This is a genomic window from Nostoc sp. JL34, assembly GCF_017114945.1.
Taxonomy (GTDB): Bacteria; Cyanobacteriota; Cyanobacteriia; order Cyanobacteriales; family Nostocaceae; genus Nostoc.
The window spans coordinates 18414-36660 of sequence record NZ_JABXKQ010000011.1 but is presented as its reverse complement, the minus strand read 5'-3'; the positions used below and the strand labels follow the sequence as shown (position 1 = coordinate 36660).

Annotated in this window: 14 protein-coding genes; 5 read left to right on the top strand and 9 right to left on the bottom strand. The window is 41.3% G+C overall.

The features are described 5' to 3' along the window. Positions 1-16 precede the first annotated feature (16 nt). On the bottom strand, positions 17-1450 hold the full coding sequence (locus HWQ44_RS00935) for a carotenoid oxygenase family protein (protein ID WP_292713686.1): 1434 nt from the start codon (positions 1448-1450) through the stop codon (positions 17-19). A 258-nt stretch (positions 1451-1708) separates the two neighbouring features. On the opposite strand from HWQ44_RS00935, the gene HWQ44_RS00930 reads away from it, so the two are divergent. The 4 genes from HWQ44_RS00930 (at position 1709) to HWQ44_RS00915 (ending at position 7739) form a co-directional block, all read left to right on the top strand. Next, positions 1709-2938, top strand: coding sequence for a DUF4157 domain-containing protein (locus HWQ44_RS00930; RefSeq protein ID WP_292713684.1), 1230 nt, complete (start codon positions 1709-1711; stop codon positions 2936-2938). A gap of 571 nt (positions 2939-3509) precedes the next feature. Next, on the top strand, positions 3510-4880 hold the full coding sequence (locus HWQ44_RS00925) for a serine/threonine-protein kinase (protein ID WP_292713682.1): 1371 nt from the start codon (positions 3510-3512) through the stop codon (positions 4878-4880). Between the two features lie 72 nt (positions 4881-4952). Continuing rightward, a complete protein-coding gene (locus HWQ44_RS00920) occupies positions 4953-6413 on the top strand; it encodes an ABC transporter substrate-binding protein (protein WP_292713680.1) in 1461 nt (486 codons plus the stop codon). A gap of 273 nt (positions 6414-6686) precedes the next feature. After that, positions 6687-7739: a hemerythrin domain-containing protein gene (locus HWQ44_RS00915; protein ID WP_292713678.1), complete on the top strand. Its 1053-nt coding sequence runs from the start codon at positions 6687-6689 to the stop codon at positions 7737-7739. 81 nt (positions 7740-7820) lie between these two features. On the opposite strand, the gene HWQ44_RS00910 is transcribed toward HWQ44_RS00915, so the two are convergent. The 7 genes from HWQ44_RS00910 to HWQ44_RS00880 all read right to left on the bottom strand — a co-directional run bounded on the left by HWQ44_RS00910 (position 7821) and on the right by HWQ44_RS00880 (position 15752). Next, the gene (locus HWQ44_RS00910; RefSeq protein ID WP_292713676.1) at positions 7821-9005 is read right to left on the bottom strand and encodes a M20 family metallopeptidase; all 1185 of its coding nucleotides are present in this window, start codon (positions 9003-9005) and stop codon (positions 7821-7823) included. 162 nt (positions 9006-9167) lie between these two features. Then, positions 9168-9731 (bottom strand): pentapeptide repeat-containing protein, encoded by a 564-nt coding sequence (locus tag HWQ44_RS00905; protein ID WP_292713674.1) that lies wholly within the window; start codon positions 9729-9731, stop codon positions 9168-9170. Positions 9732-10199: 468 nt separating this feature from the next. After that, positions 10200-11960, bottom strand: a complete 1761-nt coding sequence (locus HWQ44_RS00900) for a protein kinase (protein WP_292713672.1) — start codon at positions 11958-11960, stop codon at positions 10200-10202. Positions 11961-12083: 123 nt separating this feature from the next. Next, positions 12084-12272, bottom strand: coding sequence for a 30S ribosomal protein S21 (rpsU, locus tag HWQ44_RS00895; protein ID WP_012407716.1), 189 nt, complete (start codon positions 12270-12272; stop codon positions 12084-12086). 209 nt (positions 12273-12481) lie between these two features. Next, positions 12482-12796 (bottom strand): RNA-binding protein, encoded by a 315-nt coding sequence (locus HWQ44_RS00890; protein WP_292713670.1) that lies wholly within the window; start codon positions 12794-12796, stop codon positions 12482-12484. A 556-nt stretch (positions 12797-13352) separates the two neighbouring features. Continuing rightward, positions 13353-15005 carry a hypothetical protein gene (locus tag HWQ44_RS00885; RefSeq protein ID WP_292713668.1) on the bottom strand — a complete coding sequence of 551 codons (1653 nt, stop codon included), beginning with the start codon at positions 15003-15005 and terminating at the stop codon, positions 13353-13355. Between the two features lie 153 nt (positions 15006-15158). After that, positions 15159-15752 carry an SMI1/KNR4 family protein gene (locus tag HWQ44_RS00880; protein ID WP_292713666.1) on the bottom strand — a complete coding sequence of 198 codons (594 nt, stop codon included), beginning with the start codon at positions 15750-15752 and terminating at the stop codon, positions 15159-15161. Between the two features lie 484 nt (positions 15753-16236). Between HWQ44_RS00880 and HWQ44_RS00875 the strand changes: the two genes are divergently transcribed. Further along, on the top strand, positions 16237-16419 hold the full coding sequence (locus tag HWQ44_RS00875; RefSeq protein WP_292713664.1) for a CsbD family protein: 183 nt from the start codon (positions 16237-16239) through the stop codon (positions 16417-16419). A 145-nt stretch (positions 16420-16564) separates the two neighbouring features. Here HWQ44_RS00875 and HWQ44_RS00870 read toward each other — a convergent pair whose 3' ends face one another. Continuing rightward, positions 16565-17659 carry a hybrid sensor histidine kinase/response regulator gene (locus tag HWQ44_RS00870; protein WP_292713662.1) on the bottom strand — a complete coding sequence of 365 codons (1095 nt, stop codon included), beginning with the start codon at positions 17657-17659 and terminating at the stop codon, positions 16565-16567. Positions 17660-18247: the final 588 nt, after the last annotated feature.

Sequence of the window (18247 nt, the reverse complement as noted above, 5' to 3'; positions counted from 1 at the left end):
ACTGGTATTCTAGTCCCTAAGCTGGCTTCCAAGTGCCGTGGAAGCTGTGGGGAATAACGCTAGGTAATCCCAGTCTACACACAGGTTCCTCATCTAAGCGATCGCTATCGAATACCCAAACTTCACTACTATTAGAATTGCCATCGTACACCACTGTTATCACCCAACCTTGGTCAGGGAGAGAAGGATTTGAAGCATAAATAGGTTCTGAAGGATAGCGATTTTCTCCTAAGTTTGCTTCGGTAAGGGTGTCGGTGAGGTGGTCGAAACGGGCGATCGCGTTTAATAGTTCTCGGTTAATATCTGTCCCTTGCCGGAAGATAGAAAGATATGTATGGGGAGATGCTTGTCCTACATTTTGCTGTGGGACAGTGGGAAATTCGCAATATCGATCTAACAATTGCTGAATTATTGTAACTTTGCCAGTTTGGGGATTAAGATGCACTTGCCAGAATGTACTCATTCCTGGGGTGTGAATTTCACCTGTAGCCACTTCCTTAAGATATTGGTTTGTCTGAAAGTCTTCATAACGGGCAACATCCACAATCACTGAACCGCTAGCATCAACATAGGCGTTACTGAAATGCCACTGAAACCAGGGTTCAGTTTCACCCCGACTTGTCAGGGATAAACTTTCACGGTCAAAAACGAGAAACTGAGTACCTAGTTGTGGTTTCCATTCCAGCGAATCACTGTAACAGCTAAATCCAGTTATCACTGGTAGGGGATTTAACCGCACGGGAGGAACAAAAAATACTAAATATTGCCCAGCTAAAACAAAATCATGCACGAAGGGGATGCCATCAAGTTCAAATGATGTTTTTTGCAGGATTTTGCCTGTGAAATTGCTCTTATAAATATTTAGTATCCCATTTAATCCATAAGAAATGCCAAAGTTAAAAATCTCGCCTGTTTTGGAGTCAATTTTAGGATGAGCGGAATAAGCCAAGCCATTATTCAACGCTCCTAAATCATCTTTCCCCAAAGTCTTGAGCGTTTGCAAGTCGAGGGCATGAGGGTTATCGCCTTCCCATAATGCCAAAAGTTTATCTGGTAGTGCTAGCACTGAGGTATTAGCAGCATTTTTTACTGGTTTGAGCCATTGATTCCAAATTGCTCCGGGTGCAGTCATTCCATAGTTGCCATACAGCAGTTTACCTGCTGCGGCTTCTTCTTCGTATCCCCCGGTTTGGACGTAGCGGTATACTCCCGTTGCACCGTCATCAGTAAAATGGATGGCAAGAATTGCTCCATCTCCATCAAACCAGTGTCCCACATGGATATCACCCCGCTCTAAACGTCCAGGCCCATTGCGGTAAAGTGTACCGCGTAAACCTTCAGGGATTTGCCCGGAGAGGATTTGCAGTTGAGTAGGGGGAAATTCTGTGGCGGGTTGAGCTAGAGCAGTAGCCCAAGGGAGTTTTATTGACTTTTTATTAATTGTATGCATGTGAAATTGATATCAACAGATAAAATGCAACTCTTGTGGTTGCTCCTAAATATTATTGCAACTTTTTTACGATTCCTCTTCTACCTAATCGCCTTAATACTGAGGATGTGGTGTTTACAAAAATTTGCGTCTACTGGAACCGTTAAATGATTGATGACAAAATTAGACTGAAGTCTATATAGAACCCATTTGATATCTTTTAGACGAGCAAGTAGAATCAACAGAAATTAGGTGCATTGAAACAGTTTAGGGTTGAAAATGGGGTATTCAAGCGATTTGACAGACAAAGAGTGGGAAATAGTTGAGCCATTATTGCCGACTAAAAAGAAAACTAGACCCCCTCTGTGGACAAAGCGGCAAATTCTTGACGGTGTATTTTATCAACTTAAGAATGGTTGCAATTGGGCTGACTTACCTAAGGATTTCCCACCCTATTCGACTGTATTCTGGCACTACAAGCATTGGTGTCAGGAGGGTATCCTTCTAGGTGAGATGGGTTCACAAGATATAATGCAACGAAAATGTGCAGCTTGTGAGCAAGAAGGGGAAATACAAACTAAGCTGTCACTACAAACTGCTACTGATGGCAGCATTCAGACTGAGAATAACATTGAGAGTCAGTTAAATAGTAGTAAGGGTGGGGGAAGTCCGTTATCTGCCGAAGTACGAGACTTTATGGAACCACGCTTTGGTAATAGCTTTGACAATGTGCGAGTACATACTGATTCTAATGCTGTGCAGATGAGTAAGTCGTTGGGAGCGCAGGCGTTTACTCATGGTAGTGATGTTTACTTTGGTGCAGGGAAATCACCAGGTAATAACGAGTTGACAGCCCATGAGTTAACCCATGTGGTACAGCAAACAGGTAAGGTGCAGAAACAAAGCGATGCATCTACAACACCAGTCCCTCTGGAACAGCCATCTACTGGTATGCCGCCCAAAAAAGGTACAACCAAAATTGACAAAAAGAATGCCACAATTACCGCTTCTGGGAAAAATATCACCGAAGCAATTACAAACCTAACATCACAAGGAAAGGGCGAAGCTGGCAGTGTTACTTGTGCCCCCGAAAAAGATGTCAAAATTTACCAAGCAGAAGATAAATCTGATGAAATTGTCTACGAGGCAGATGTTCTAGTAACAGAAACTAAGGCAATGCCTGTCTGGACTGAACTTGACCAACAGTGCGAACCCGTTAAAAAAGAATGGGCAAGGTTTTATAGCGCTCTAGATACGCACGAAAATGGGCACATTAGTATTGACGAGAAAGCTTTTAAAGATTTACACAAAAAGCTTCTTGGTAAAACAACCTCAGCAGCTGACAAGATTTTTAATGATACTTACGCCCAAGCGAATACTGATAACAACACTTACGACACCACAACTAAGCACGGACTGACTCAAGGCACAGGAGTAACCCCGGTACAGTGCGGCCCAGAAAAAGTTTCTCAAAGTGAAGATGAATCAAATGCAGAGGTAGAGGTTTGAAGTGAAGAAGGTGGGAGGCAGGAGGTTGCTCTTGCAGTGTAGGTATGAAGTTTACACTGATTGCAGAACACTAAATTAGAGATTTAGAGTGGGGCTTAAACCCTTTCTCCGCAATGGTTTGCGGCATAATTTTACCAATAGGTAGCAGAATGCGATCGCAGATTGCCATATAAAGAGTTAGAAAAACTGGCAAATAGCAGACTCCAGGCGATCGCGCCGTCAGGAAAATCTTCTCTACCTCGTGGCACAAATTCAGTTTACCTACAAATTATTGAGTTACGTCAAGGCGTCGTTAATGTCGTGAGGACTGTGATTCACCAATTTTTAACCTGATCAAAACAACCTCTATAAAGTTAGCGATCGCCTGACAGCATTACAGCGCTTTTCATCTATTTGAACCACAATCTTCGCTAGAAGTGTAATAATCGTAAACATTGGGTCAGATATATCGTAGTGATACAGCAAGAACAATTTTAGACAGTTGAACCGTAATTTAAAAGTAGTTGCAAAAAACAACTAGAGTTAATTTAAGGTATATTCTAAAAGTTAATAAAATGACAGCGATAATTATATGGTCTGCTGCCTAAATCCTAATTGCGAGAATCCCCAAAATACTGAAGGAGCAAATTTCTGCCTCAGTTGTGGCACAGAGTTGGTATCGCTACTGAGAAATCGTTACCAGATCATTTCACCATTAGGGAGAGGAGGGTTTGCACGCACATATATTGCAGAAGATATAGACAAGCTCAATGAACGATGTGTTGTCAAGCAGCTGGTTCTAAGTCAATTTTATGGCATTCAGGGTAGTCAAGCACATAAAAAAGCGACTGAGTTGTTTGAACAAGAGGCCAAACGTCTCAAAGAACTAGGAGAACATGTCCAAGTTCCCAATTTATATGCGTATTTTAAGGAAGGAGAATATCTGTATTTAGTGCAGCAGTTTATCGAAGGGCAAAATTTATCGCAGGAGTTAAAACAGCAAGGAGTTTTTGATGAAGCCAAGATTCGCTATTTTTTAAATGATTTATTATCTGTGCTGGTAGCGATACATCAACAGCAAGTAATTCACCGAGATATTAAGCCAGAAAATATTATTCGCCGTCAAAATGATGGGAAGTTAGTACTAATTGATTTTGGGGTGGCGAAGCAAAAGATGGAACCTACAAACACTGCCATTGGAACAATTATTGGTTCATTAGGTTATGCGCCAATTGAACAAATGCAAGTGGGTAAAGTTTTTCCATCTAGTGATATCTACAGTTTAGGAATAACTTGCTTTTATTTACTAACTAATGTTTCCCCTTCGAGTTTATGGATGAAACAAGGCTATGGTTGGACTTCTAGTTGGCGACAGCATTTAACCCAACCCATAAGTCAGGAATTAGAGATGATTCTTGATAAGTTACTACAAGAAAATTATCAACAACGTTATCAATCTGCACAGGCTGTCTTACAAGACTTAAATAATCTTCCACCGCTGAGGTATACGTTATCTCCTACAGTTATTCCACCCACTCTGCCATCAGAATCACAACCAGAAATTAAACACAAATTAACTCGATATTTACCCCAATTTTCTAATAGTAAGTTATTGTATGGAGCAATAATTGCTGGATCAGGTAGTTCATTCTTAGCGATCGCACTTATAAGTTTTCTCGGAACTACTTGGATTAGCTCTGGATTGTGGTTGATAATTTTAGCAGGGTTAGTCTTGATTCAATCTCACCCGCCTCTGGAAAAGACTTATTTAATTATTATTGCTATAATAACAAATTTACTAGTTGTCTTGATTTTCAGAAATCTGCTAACCAATAATCTTTTAAAATTTGGGATAAATGGGCTACTGCTCGTAGGATTACTAGTTATTCTTGCAGGTTTATTGACACTTATTCTTGTGGGTGTGTCTGAAATAATAAACAAACTTCTTTCTAAATATTTTTAAATTTTTGGTCTGGCTCAATTTTCAGAAATCTCTTTATCTCAGATAAATTTTGTAGAATTTGGAAAATGATTTATGACAAATAAAAAAGAAAACTTGAGGCTGCTTATTTCTCTGGGTCTGGCAGGAGTGATGGTAGCAGCTATTTTATGGTTAATTACCAAAGTCTCTTCTACTATTATAACACCATCAAACCCCATATCAACTTCATCTTCATTGACAAATAAGCCGTCATTAATGAATTTGGGTACAAGGATTTTGGTGAAAGTGCAAACTTACCCAGAAAAAACAGATGGAGTTAAAGCTTTTGCTGAAAAAGATTTTACCACTGCTGTTAAAAAGTTTACCGCTTCACTAAAAAATAATCCAAATGACCCGGAAACTTTAATTTATTTAAACAATGCCAAAATTGCACAAGATAATTCCAGTGTTCTAAAAGTTGCTGTCATCGCTCCAATTAACTTTGATCCGAGTTTATCAGAAGAAATTTTGCGGGGTATAGCTCAAGCTCAAAATGAAGTTAATAAGCAAGGAGGAATTAATGGTAAGAAGCTGCAAATTGTGATTGCAAGTGCTGAGAATAGAGAAGATTCTACACGGCTAGATAATGAATTAGTTCAAGATAAGAGCATCGTGGCAGTAGTAGGTGTTAGACTTAACGCCACAATTTATAGTGAAAATCGCTTGGTGTTAGTCTTACCCGTCGAGCGACCAAATCAAGCCGAAAATCAAGCAAACTTAGATAATAATTCAGTAAATAGTCAGCCTAATAGTCCCATAGCTAACTACTTGTTTCATGTAAATCCGCTCTATGAAAATTTAGTAGATACTCATTCTCGCTACATTGCTCGACAAGCAAGAAATATTGCTATTTGTGGTGATATTCGTAGCTCAAGAGATAATTCAACCTCTTCATCAAATCAGATCCTTGTAGAACAGTACACTCAAGCTATCAAAAAATATGGTGGCAACGTTATTAGTACACCTTGTAATTTAGCAGATAAGAATTTTGACCCTAGAGCTTTTGTGGATAAAGCCATAGAAACAGAAAATGCAAGTGGCTTTTTACTAATGCCTTCAATCAGAAACATATATTTTGCCACCAAAGTAGCGCAAGAGGTTAAAGGTAGAAAAGCACTGTTTGCTTCTGAAACTATGTACAGTGCAACAACTTTACAAAATGGCAAGGATCTCGAAGGAATGGTATTACCTGTGTATTGGCATCGTGATGCTAATAAAAATAACCCCTTTGCGAAACATGCCTTTCAGCTTTGGAATGCACAAGTAAATCAGAGAACAGCGGGAGCTTATGATGCACTCCAAGCAATTATTGCTGGCTTAAAACAAGACAACACCCGCGAAGGGTTGCAAAGGGTACTGGCTAATCCTAATTTTTCCACTTCTGGAGCAACGGGAATGATTCAGTTTTCACCCTCCGGTGAGCGTCAAGGAGAAGCAATGCTAGTCAAAATCGAGCGTTGTGAGTCTTGCTCTACTGGAACTGGTTACGATTTTGCCCTCTTGAATAAGAAGTAGTTTTTTGACGTTAATTTTCATTCCAAAGATATAGATATCTCCCAGATAGGTAATCTGTTCAATTTGAATGTCATACTAAATTGGCTGATCGGAATTACAACCATAAATTGAAGCGATCGCTGCAATTTATATTTTTATTATGTAACGCTAAACTTGTGTTTTTCTACCCAGAGTTGTGAACGCGATCACTCAAAAGAAAGATGGAATATCCCTAAGCTCTATGTCAAGGTTAGATCAGTAAGAATTACGAACACTTTGCCGAGGAGAACACGAATGGTAGCTACATTAGATGATACGAAACGTAATGCTATTGCGATAAAATTGGCAAGTCTTAAAGCACTTCAACAGTTGGTCATCGAAAATGAGCAATTGCTTTTGACACAAGGGCTTGATGCCGAGATTGGCGATCGCATTCGTAATTTCCTGAATGATGATGAAAAAAATATTGGCGTTCTCGAAACTGTAATTGGTCAGTACGGCATTCAGGCTGAACCCAAGAAAACTGTTACAGAATTCATTAAAAAAGCTCGCGAATTGTTCAAAGGTTCTGAGTTGAGCTTGTATGAAAAAGTGTCTCAGCATGAATTGCTGAAACATCAACTAGTAATGAGTGGCTTGATAATTCACAAGGCTGCTCAAAAAGTTGGTGCTGATGTTTTGCTTGCGATCGCACCTTTGAACACCATTAACTTTGAGAATCGCGCTCACCAAGAGCAACTCAAAGGTCTTCTGGAGATTCTGGGTGTCCGTGAATTGACTGGACAAGACGCAGATCAAGGAATTTGGGCACGTGTTCAAGATGCTTTGGCCGCAGTCAGTGGTGTGGTAGGTAGCGCTGTTACCCAAAACATTGACAAAAAGGATTTAAATATCCAGGATGCCATCCGCCTCGATCACGGCAAGGTAAATACCCTGTTCACCGAACTACTTCAAAGCAACAATCCACAAAAGATCCAAGAGTACTTCGGTCAAATTTATAAGGATCTAACTGTTCACGCCGAAGCTGAAGAGGAAGTAGTCTACCCAAGAGTACGTCCTTTTTACGGTCAAGATAACACCCAAGAACTGTTTGATGAACAAGCTGAAATGAAGCGGGTGTTAGACCAAATTAAGGCTATTAGCCCTTCTTCATCTGAATTCAAAGATCGAGTTAGACAGCTTATGGAAGCTGTTGGCGATCATATTCGTCAAGAAGAAAGCACAATGTTTGCTGCCATTCGCAACAACTTGAGTACTGAGCAAAGTGAACAACTTGCTACTGAATTCAAAGCTGCTAAAACCCGAATTCAACAAAAACTCGGTGTTGTTACCGAATCAAATGTATAGGATGCTTTCGGGCTTTCTATATTCACTAAAACAGGTTAGTTAAACAAAAACTCCCAGCAGATAAGCGCTGGGAGTTTTTGTTTACAAATTTTGCTGACAGTATTTATAAGCGGCATAAGCCATAGTTACAACCCCGGTGATAATAGCAGATTCATCAACTTCAAATTGGGGATGGTGCAATGGGTGATTGATGATTCTTTCTTTATAGCCTACGCCCAAGCGAAACATGGAACCGGGGACATGTTCCAAATACATAGAAAAATCTTCAGCACCAAGGGATGGTTCGGGTAAAACTTGAACGCGATCGCTACTCCAAGCTTCTTCTGCGGCTGATTGTAACAATTGCGTCAAGGTATAATCATTTTGGACGCTGGGTACACCCTGGCGATAATCGACTTGATACTTTGCTCCGTAAGTATGGCAAACATTAGATACAATGTTTTCAATCCAATTGGGGAGATGGGCACGGGTTTCGGGATGGAGCGATCGCACGGTTCCCAATAACTGCACTTTATCCGCAATTATATTCGGCGCTCTGCCACCATTAATCTTCCCTATGCTCAATACTACAGGGCGTAAGGGATTTTGCGTCCGGCTGATGGCTTGTTGCAGTGCAGTAATGACTTGGCAAGCAATCCAAATTGCATCAATCGCCTCATGGGGACGCGCCCCGTGTCCAGATTCCCCCATAATCAGAATTTCTAAATCATCAGCAGCGGCTGTCAATGCCCCGTAACGCACGCCAATAGATCCTGCGGGTATAGAAGGGAAAACATGAACCCCTAATAAAGCTGAGACATTTTCCATCGCCCCATCTTTCACCATCCAGCTTGCGCCTTGAGCAATTTCTTCGGCGGGCTGAAATAAAAACCGCACTTTCCCACCCAATTCCTCAGCTACTTGGGACAGCACCATTGCTGTTCCTAACCCCACTGTGGTATGGACATCATGACCGCAAGCGTGCATAATACCATCTGCGCGAGAGGCATATTCCAAATTAGTGCCCTCTTGAATTGGCAAGGCATCCATATCGGTGCGAATTGCCAATAAACGGCCATTTTGGCTAGTGCCTTGGAGTTCTCCAATGACGCCCGTTTTGCCAACTCCTTCTTGTACGTGCAGACCACTGGAAGACAAAACACCAGCTACGAAGGCTGCTGTTTGGTACTCCTGACCGCTAAGTTCTGGGTGAGAGTGGATGTGGCGGCGAATTTCAATTAAGCGGGGCGCTAGTTTTGCTGCTAAGTCTTTTATACGGGTAAGCATCGATTCAATTAATCTATAGGCTTTTTTCCCATGATAAAGAAATGTTAACAAACAAAATGCTTTTGCTATACAAGGAGAGTTGATAACAAGCAAAGGAACAGAGGAAGCAGGGGAAGAAAAATTATTAGATTATTGCCCAGTCCCCAGTCCCCAATCCCCAATTTATTTTGAATAGCAGGTTGTGCCTCGAGTATTTTCGGGCTTAAACTCGTTACATTCTCTGGGATTTTGACGCTCTAACGACCAGCCATAAGGTTTGTCGGAGGTGACGACACCATTAGCTAAAGTTGTGAGTCGGAAGTTAGCACCCCGAAAATTGGTAATCTGCAATTTTGCATCTTTTAAGTTTGCTGCTTCCAAATTGGCGCTGATGAAACCGGCATAAGATAGATCGGCATTTTCCAGGGATGCTGATTTCAAATTTGCTCCTGTTAAAGAAGCACCACTAAGATTCGCTGAATTCAGAACCGCACCTTCTAAATTTGCACCAGTAAGATCGGCATTTGTGAGATTAGCTTGAGATAATGTAGCGTTGCTCAAGTCAGCCCCTCGCAAATTTGCTCCAGTTAGATTCTGTTGAGTTAGGTCAGCACCACTCAAATTACATCGGGGACAGGCACTTGTTGCCTTTAACTGATCCAAGTCTAGCTGATTTAACGCAACGGCCTGCTCTGCAAACCCGAAACAAGCTAACAGGGCGACGGTAGCGACAATCTTAAGTTTCATATTTTCTACAGATATTCACAAAAATTACAGTTTACGCACATTGCGTACTGTCATACTTACATATACAGCTTCCCTAGGGAAGAACAAGGATGAAGCATTCATTAAGAAGCTGTAAAAATACTATAAATTCTAATGGTAAGACTACTCAAACTGAAATATAGGCTATAGAATCGATTCGTAAGGAACTATACCGAACCAATTATAGACTACCACATATGTGATCCCCCTAGCTCGATGAAAAATACGACTAGGGGGATCTTGTTTTTAGGGATTGGGGAGGGAGTAACGCGAAAAAGTTAGATCATCGTCCCATGAGCAGGGGGAGCAGGGGAAGTAAAGAGAATATTTTAGTAATTTCTACTACAAAAATCTTCCTAAATACACTTAATTTATTTCTCTCTCTCTGCCTCCCCTGCTCCCCTGCTCCCCTGCTCCCCTGCTCCCCTGCTCCCCTGCTCCCTGCCTTCTTCATCGCCATCCTAAAAGGCGCAGTCCAGGGACAATTAGGTAGTAACTTACTCCTAACCAAAAGCTGATGAAGAAGCCCATAGAACCAAAAAAAATCAGAGGTAACTGTAACTCTGACCAGCCTGGTTGACTAGTAAATTGCAAGATCGGAGGTGCTAACTTCAAAAGAATCAAAATTGCATAGGCGATCGCACTCCCAAAGGCAGCGAACACAGCGTACACTACATGATGGCTGCGAAGTCCTAAACTCAAGGTAAGTAGGCAAACTGCCACTAAAATCACTGCCACTAAGCCCTCGCCGCTATCTTTTGGTGTGATTAATTGCAAAATCAACCAGCCAAAGCCATAGCTAATCATACCCATCAAAGAAGCCACTAAAAACCGCCGCCGTTGACCAAAACACCCTGATACTGTTAGTCCCCAAGCAGTCCCCCAACCTGCTGCAACGAACACCAAAATATCTGCCCCAAAGACTGGTTGAGTATTTGGCACTAATTGGTTTAGCTGACTCACAATAAATTCCACAACCTGACGCCCCAAACCGGTGCGATAGGCCAAAATAAAACCAGCGATCGCACCAAAACAAGCGCCGATACTACTCAGGATCATCGCCCAAATCGTCGCCAAACAAGCTTGGAAAATTTTGATGATTGTCTGAGCGATAAAAATAACGGTTTTGGTGACAGCTTGGCTAAAGTTAGCTAAAACTTGTTCAATAGCTTGTGTTATCAGTGTAAATCTCTGGGAAGCTTGCGTTGAAGCTTGCTTAACGTTGTCTCGCAGTTGGGCAAATAACCCAGGTGGCGGTAATGGTTGAGAAATCTTCGCCAAACGTTTTTGAATCATAGCTGCATTTGCTGGACGCGATCGCACATCCTCCTGCACCATCTCATCCAGCAAATCTGCTAGTTGTGGGTTGACATTCAGCGTCGTTCGCCAGCGCAATTTCCCAGTTTGCTGGTCTTCCAACTCTAGTGGGTATTTGCCTGTTAGTAGTTCAATCACCGTTCGACCAAGGGCATAAAAATCGGCACCTGGCCCGACAATACTTCCACTCACTTGTTCTGGTGGACTGTAGCCAGAAGAAAATAATCGCGTGGAACTAGACTGAGAACGCAGCTTAGAGGCACTAAATTGTTTTGCCCCTCCAAAATCAATTAGTACCAAGCGATCGCCCCCTGTTTGCCCTTGAGGCGGGGTTACAGATGGCGAATCAGTGCCCAGCATTAAATTAGAAGGTTTGATATCCCGGTGAATAATCTGACGTTTGTGTAATTCCTGTAAAATCTGTACAGCTTGGGCGAACCAGTTTAAAACCAAATCCTCTGGACACCCTTGGGGAAACTTTTTTAATATCTCCTCTAAAGTCCGTCCATTGATTTTTTCCATTACCAGACAAGGCAGTTGGTGCGGTTTGGGATTAAACAGGTTTACGTGAAAATATCCGTCAGCATCGACTGTGGGGACACCTGGATGCTGCAAGCTAGATAAAACTGCCGCCTCTTGGGTAAATAATTCCAGTGCCTTTGGCGAATCTTCTACCAACACTTTCAACACTTTCTCAGTTTGAGTTTTTTCATCCCAAACCGTGTAAATTTGAGCAAATCCTCCCGATCCCAATGGCTGAAGTGGAACATAGCGGTCTAACAACTCTAGCGGTGCGCCACAGCTGTTGCAAAATTTGTTTCCCCAAGGCTGAGGATAAGGACGTTGACAATCAGGATTTATGCAGTGAACCGCACTCTGAGTGATGTGGGACACAACCGCTACAATACAAAGGCTGACTTGATTTTAGCGTTTCTTTAGGTTTCCTGATTTTAAAATCGGCAAAAGGAAAACCCTCATAGATTTTATGAGGGCATTCTTTTATATCTATGTCAGTCCTTAATTACGGAAACTTCTCTTACTCTGTCTGTGCTTGGCAACTTCTTTGCGCTTGCGTTTTTCTAGAGGCGTTTCAAAATGACGATGTTTTCTCATGTCTGGAAAAATTCCAGCCTTGGAAACTTCTCGCTTAAATCGTCGTAAGGCTGACTCAATATGTTCATTGTCACCTACAATTACTTGGGTCATTATTTCTCCTACTAAGTTGACTTCATCAATGGCTATAGAGGCATTCAGAAGTGCCGAGTGCTGAGTAACCCCATAGATAAATCTAGGGGATTGAAATCAGGACAAGCACTCGTTCCTGGGCACTCAGCACTGTTTCGGTAACATTACAAAAAAAAGACAGACTCCTTGTCTGACCTTAAGACTCTAGGTAGATTTTTTTGTTTCCAAGGTTAGTAGCGATTGCGTCCACCGCCGCCGCCGCCGCCGTATCCTCCTCGGTTACCACCAAACGAACCTCTGTCTTCCTTGGGTTTAGCCTTATTCACTTTCAGGTCACGACCCATCCACTCAGCACCGTCGAGAGCTTCAATGGCAGCTGTTTCTTCAGCTTCAGTTCCCATTTCCACAAAAGCAAAGCCTCGCGGACGACCTGTTTCCCGGTCAGTAGGTACTTGAACTCGCTTTACAGTACCATATTCTGCAAAAATACCACTTAAATCTTCTTGTGTAACGTCATAAGAGAGGTTACCTACATAAATTGACATCGATTCTCTCCAAAATCATCACTGTGTAGAGATTTTAATTTCTCTGATAAGTCTGTAAATACTAAAAGGAAAAAGCCCTTCAATACTAAAATCAAAGACTCACCGAATTAACTCTCCTAATCTAGGATGACATAGGAGCCAACTCTCTGCATCCAGTAGATAGTTAACAGATAGTTAACCAGTGATCTGATCGCACTTAAGCGATCGCCCGCCCCTACTACCCTAAGTACAGCCCATCGCAAAAAAGGTTGGAAATGGAAGAAGATAAATTTTGTAGGGTGATATAGAAAATCAGACATGCAGGGGCGCATCTTTGAATATCCGAATTGAACGTTTGACTGCATTAACCATGAAGCATTACTCCAAAATTTTAATATGAAAGGCAAAGTCAGGCAACATATAACAATTCAAAATTGTTCGCGCAGCGTCACCCGTTTCCACAGTCTTCTTTACAAAAGGGTGGTTTCCGCCAACGCCAAGGGCTGAACTTCTCTTCTGATCGGTGCTGCGCGGAGCTTGCTTTCTTGTAGGGGTGCAATGATTTTAAATTTTTTAATTAAATTTTGGCTCTGTCAAGTTGCCGAGCATCACCTTTCCAAGCTATTTCCAATTCGGCTTTGACAAGTTGAGCAGCCTGATCTTTACCCAGTGCCAGCAAACTTGCCTGCAAGCCAAACAGAGAACGCCCATTATGGGGATACTTTTTTAGATCAGCACGAAAGACATTCTCAGCCTCTCTGTAGTCGCCCTTAGCCAAAAACACAGCGCCCAAAGATTCCCGCGTCGGAAAGTACCAGTCTGGTGGTTCCACGTAATCGAGGGCATCTTCTACTGTCACCGCTTTTTCTAGCAATTGAATGGCAGATTCATAATCATGCTTTTCTCTAGCAATTTTGGCGTCTAGAACTTTTGAGGCAATGTCTAAAATGCGACTGGCGGGACTGAACCCAATGGTTGCTTCGATGGGAATTACCTGTTTGGCGGCCAGTAATGCCCGACTTTCACTTGCTGCATCTTCAAGTTTGCCTGTGGCTGCAATCGCCATACCGCGAGCAAAATGCCAAAGTGCTGTGGTAGTGGGCAATTTCGCATCAGGGGCAGGAGTTTTTAAGATGGCATCCCAATCACAAAAGCGTGTCTGAATCAGCATTTTGCTGCCCAGAAATCCCTCAAGCATTGGTGCATACGGGTCAATAGCAGTAGCATTTGCGACTAATTTATCTGCGGATTGGAGAGCATCTTCATATCTTCCTGCCATACTGCTGGCAACCATGAGAAAATGTACATTGTGGTTGTAGTAGATCATGGGGTAAGTGCCCTGAACTTGATATTTTTTGATATAAATATCATCTTGAGCGATCGCCTGTTTGTTTGCCTGCATTGCCCCTTCATAATCTCCGACACGAAAATAAATATGACTTGGCATGTGTACCAAGTGTCCCGCTGCTGGCGCTAGAGTCCCGAGTCTTTTGGCACTCACAAGGGCCCGTTCTGGAGAAGGTGAGGCTTCCACTGCATGAATATAGTAATGATTAGCTCCCGTGTGATTCGGGTTACGTTTGAGAACTGATTCTAAAATAGCGACGATTTCTTCTGTATCTGGCTGTGGCTTGCCATCTTTAGTCCAATGCTGCCAAGGGTGCAGATCCATCAAGCTTTCAGCGTAAAGCGTCGCCGCATCCAAATCATCAGGATAACGCTTGACTAGTGTTGCCATTGCTTTTGCGTAGTAAAGTGCTAGTTGATACAAGTCGGCATCAGCATCTTGAGAGTAACGTTTTGCCAAGGCGGTAATGTAGTCTCGTTCTTGGGTAGATGCTTGGGTAGAAAGTGCCAAAGCTTGCTGTACTGCTTGGTAAGCGGCTAATTCCCGGTTGGGGTCTATTGCTGAGTTAATATTGGGGCCTAGAGCCAGAGCAATACCCCAATATGCGATCGCTAAATGCGGATCTAGTTTGGCAGCGTATTCAAAAGAACGCACCGCCTCATCATGATTAAAAGCGTAAATTAAATTTAATCCCTGATCGAAAAACTCTTGCGCTTGGGGATTAGAAGTGGAAACTGGATGGTGGATTGTGCCAAGTCCAGATATTAAGGTGTAGGGGTGTTTTACTTCAGCGTAGACGGAAAGCGGCTTGTTGTCAGACATCGCTGCATTAGGAGCGACTAAAGATAGTATAAGCACCCAAACTATAAATAAGTACTTCATTGTCCATATTCTTTTTTTCAAGTTCAGCACTTTTCTTATTCATATTCAAATACCACAGTTTCTCTAAGGAAGCAATTTGTTTCTATCCGGCTTCATATTTACTGTAATTCATATTTACTGTAATTATGAGTTATATTTTCGATATATCTCTTTTTAAAGTTCCAGCTTTTCTTCATCTATTCGGATTATCATGTCATCGTCTTCTCCGTCTTCATCTGGTAGAAGTTGATATAAACCAAACTCACAACACTCTGCAATTACAGATATCATACTGATGAGATTTTTATATGTTCTTACTGAATCATCAAGGCAACCAACATCCCAAAGATAAACCGGAGATGGATTGAGATCGCCGACTACATAAAGCATTCTTTTAGTTTCATACGCAGCAATAGGAAACCATTTTTTCTTCCAATATGCATCATCGTAGTTAGTTGCTTTTCCTATACTTTTGTAAATATAAACTGAATCTTGCAAGGAACAAAAAGAACAAATGACATCGGCTTTTAATTGCTCAGGAAACAAAAAATAGAGTGGTAGATAGCCATTGTTATAACCAAGATCGGCGGTTCCATTGCGCCATTGATAAAGTTCGTATAATTCTTCGGATAACCGGAATGGTAAATCCTTAGTAATCTCGTCAATCTGCTGGCGAGTTAAACCTGGATTGTAACAATCAAAGAAATCAAGATTGCTAGATTTTAACCAATTCAAAATATATTGAAGCTCGTCCGTAAGTTCAGACATCTAACTAACCTCATTCAGTGATTAAAGACGAAAGTATTTTGAACCGTCTCGTTTAATTTACCCAGAATTGAGTCCGCAGACTCGCTCTAAGCGATCGCGTCTCTCCTTGGGAAAAGAGAAGGCTTTATATTGCACTATCGATCACCAACTTGGAAGCCTCCGCACCCCGTTGACATATTTACCATATCCAGTGGTAATAAGCCAAGTTGCGGTTTATCATCATCGCTATCTATCTGAAGTTATAAATTATTTTGTCTCAAGATAGAAGAATAGAATGTTACCTTTCCTTCTTTTGGATATTACTTGAATTCCTCAAGATGAGTTTTAAGGTTAAATAATTATGTACAACGGACACAAATATTCTTCATAAAAACATCGTCAGATAGAAGAATTAAAAGTTGTCTAAAAGTAATCTATAGATATTGCAGTGCTTTTCGAGCGAGCAACAAAAAATCACCACTTAACATCTTTTAGGAACAAAAAAATGAGTATCGAAGATAAAGCAAAAGCTTTTGCTAAAAATATCGAAGGAAAAGTACAAGAGGCAATTGGCGAAGTAACTGGCGATCCTAAAGATAAAGCTGAAGGGAAAGCAAAACAAGCTGAAGCTCAAGTCCGCAACACTGCTGAAAATATCAAAGATGAAGTTAAAAAGACTTTAGATTAGTACAAGCGAAAATTTCCCTACCTTTAATAATTTGCTCAAATAGAGGCAATTCATGAATTGCCTCTATTTGTCTGACTAATTGAGATAGTAGCTGTCCCCATGTTGTTCCAGAAATTGATCAGTAATAATTTTCGTCTGTCTACTTTTAGTTTTCACCGGCGACAGGTAGACGTATAGTGAATGTACTACCCTGCCCTGGTTCAGATGTCACATCGATTGTGCCTTGATGCGCTTCGATAATACAGCGAGATAGATATAGTCCCAAACCACTACCAGAACGCTGGTGTTTACCTTGACGAAATCGCTCGAATAATATTGCCTGATCTTGTTTAGAAATTCCTGGCCCTGTATCTTGGATATCAATAGTCACAGCTACCGGAGTTAGATAGCAGTGAATATCTACAGAACCCTTGTCTGTAAATTTGATGGCATTGCCGATAATATTTGTCAAAACTCGCCGCAGTTCTATGCGATCGCCCATGATGGTGCTTGCAGTTTCACCTCGATCAATATTTACAGCTAATCCTTTTTCTTCAGCTAAGGGAGTTAATTCTTGGGAAACTTCACTAACTAATTCCTGAATATTGCAGGGAGAAATTTTTAAGGTTTTACAGCCCGCTTCATGACGATAAACTTCTAGCAAGGTATTTACCATTTCCAGCAGGTCTTGATTACTACCAATCATGGTATCAATTAATTCTTGCAATTGTGGTGAAACCTCGCAAAATCTCCCTTCTAGTAATAATTTTAATACGCGGTTGGAGGCTACTAGTGGTATGCGTAAATCGTGAGTAAAACGCGAGACAAAATCTGCCCGCAGGTTAGCCATCTGATCTCGTTCATCGATACTATGCTTGAGACGCAGGAGCGATCGCACTCGTGCATGTAGTTCATCAGGATCGAATGGTTTACGAATGAAGTCATCTGCACCAGCGTCGAGTCCTTCAACAACGCTAGACTGATAGTGAGCCGTGAGCAGCAGAATGGGGATAAATGGCAATGCCTGATTCTTTCGGATGCGTCGAGTAAATTCATAGCCATCTAGCTCTGGCATCATCACATCTAAGAGAATTATATCTGGCGGTGACTCCTCAACCATAGCCAGAGCAATCTTGCTATCTTCCACCAAGCTAATCTCATAGTCCTCATCTTCTAGGACTGCTTCTAAGACCAGTAGATTATCAAAAACATCATCGACAACGAGAATTTTATCTTTTTTGACAGTTTTAGTTAAAGACATGGCTAAATAAAAAAAGAAGTGCTTGGCTATCCCTAGCAAATCTAGTAATAGCTTACTTCACCAGCGCTAAGATTATTAAGGATTCACATTTTCTTTTAGAGTTTCCTGAGTTAAATATCTAGCTATTTAAGTAAATATACTGTCGCTTGCTAGTAAAATGTATAAAATAATAACTTATAGTTCTTTTTAGGTAAATAGACCATGCAATAGGGACACAGCATTGCCAATGCATGTCAACTTAACATAAAAGCTTAGTCTGACAAGAAGAGTGAAAATTGATGTACCGCTTAGATTTTCGATCCCCCCTTTCTAAGAGGGGAACTAGAATTTTTTGCCCCCTTTTTAAAGAGGTTGGGGGATCTAAAACTATAGAAAATTGCGTATTTGAGCTTAAGTTGACACCAATGAGCAATGCTGTGCCCCAAGGGTAGATGTGGTTCAAATAAACACTGAGATAGTAAACAAGAAATTGTTTACTATAAAACATCTATCCTCAGGTTAATGTATAAAAATATTTTTTGATTGAATTATATTATCATATCGGAACTCTTGCCTTAGAAAAGCTTACGAGATAAGGTTATTTATGTC

What these genes read in the sequence shown, in the direction of transcription:
- HWQ44_RS00935 (WP_292713686.1), bottom strand. Translation starts at nt 1,450, where the DNA reads ATGCATACAATTAATAAAAAGTCAATAAAACTCCCTTGGGCTACTGCT.
- HWQ44_RS00930 (WP_292713684.1), top strand. Translation starts at nt 1,709, where the DNA reads ATGGGGTATTCAAGCGATTTGACAGACAAAGAGTGGGAAATAGTTGAG.
- HWQ44_RS00925 (WP_292713682.1), top strand. Translation starts at nt 3,510, where the DNA reads ATGGTCTGCTGCCTAAATCCTAATTGCGAGAATCCCCAAAATACTGAA.
- HWQ44_RS00920 (WP_292713680.1), top strand. Translation starts at nt 4,953, where the DNA reads ATGACAAATAAAAAAGAAAACTTGAGGCTGCTTATTTCTCTGGGTCTG.
- HWQ44_RS00915 (WP_292713678.1), top strand. Translation starts at nt 6,687, where the DNA reads ATGGTAGCTACATTAGATGATACGAAACGTAATGCTATTGCGATAAAA.
- HWQ44_RS00910 (WP_292713676.1), bottom strand. Translation starts at nt 9,005, where the DNA reads ATGCTTACCCGTATAAAAGACTTAGCAGCAAAACTAGCGCCCCGCTTA.
- HWQ44_RS00905 (WP_292713674.1), bottom strand. Translation starts at nt 9,731, where the DNA reads ATGAAACTTAAGATTGTCGCTACCGTCGCCCTGTTAGCTTGTTTCGGG.
- rpsU (WP_012407716.1), bottom strand. Translation starts at nt 12,272, where the DNA reads ATGACCCAAGTAATTGTAGGTGACAATGAACATATTGAGTCAGCCTTA.
- HWQ44_RS00890 (WP_292713670.1), bottom strand. Translation starts at nt 12,796, where the DNA reads ATGTCAATTTATGTAGGTAACCTCTCTTATGACGTTACACAAGAAGAT.
- HWQ44_RS00885 (WP_292713668.1), bottom strand. Translation starts at nt 15,005, where the DNA reads ATGAAGTACTTATTTATAGTTTGGGTGCTTATACTATCTTTAGTCGCT.
- HWQ44_RS00880 (WP_292713666.1), bottom strand. Translation starts at nt 15,752, where the DNA reads ATGTCTGAACTTACGGACGAGCTTCAATATATTTTGAATTGGTTAAAA.
- HWQ44_RS00875 (WP_292713664.1), top strand. Translation starts at nt 16,237, where the DNA reads ATGAGTATCGAAGATAAAGCAAAAGCTTTTGCTAAAAATATCGAAGGA.
- HWQ44_RS00870 (WP_292713662.1), bottom strand. Translation starts at nt 17,659, where the DNA reads ATGTCTTTAACTAAAACTGTCAAAAAAGATAAAATTCTCGTTGTCGAT.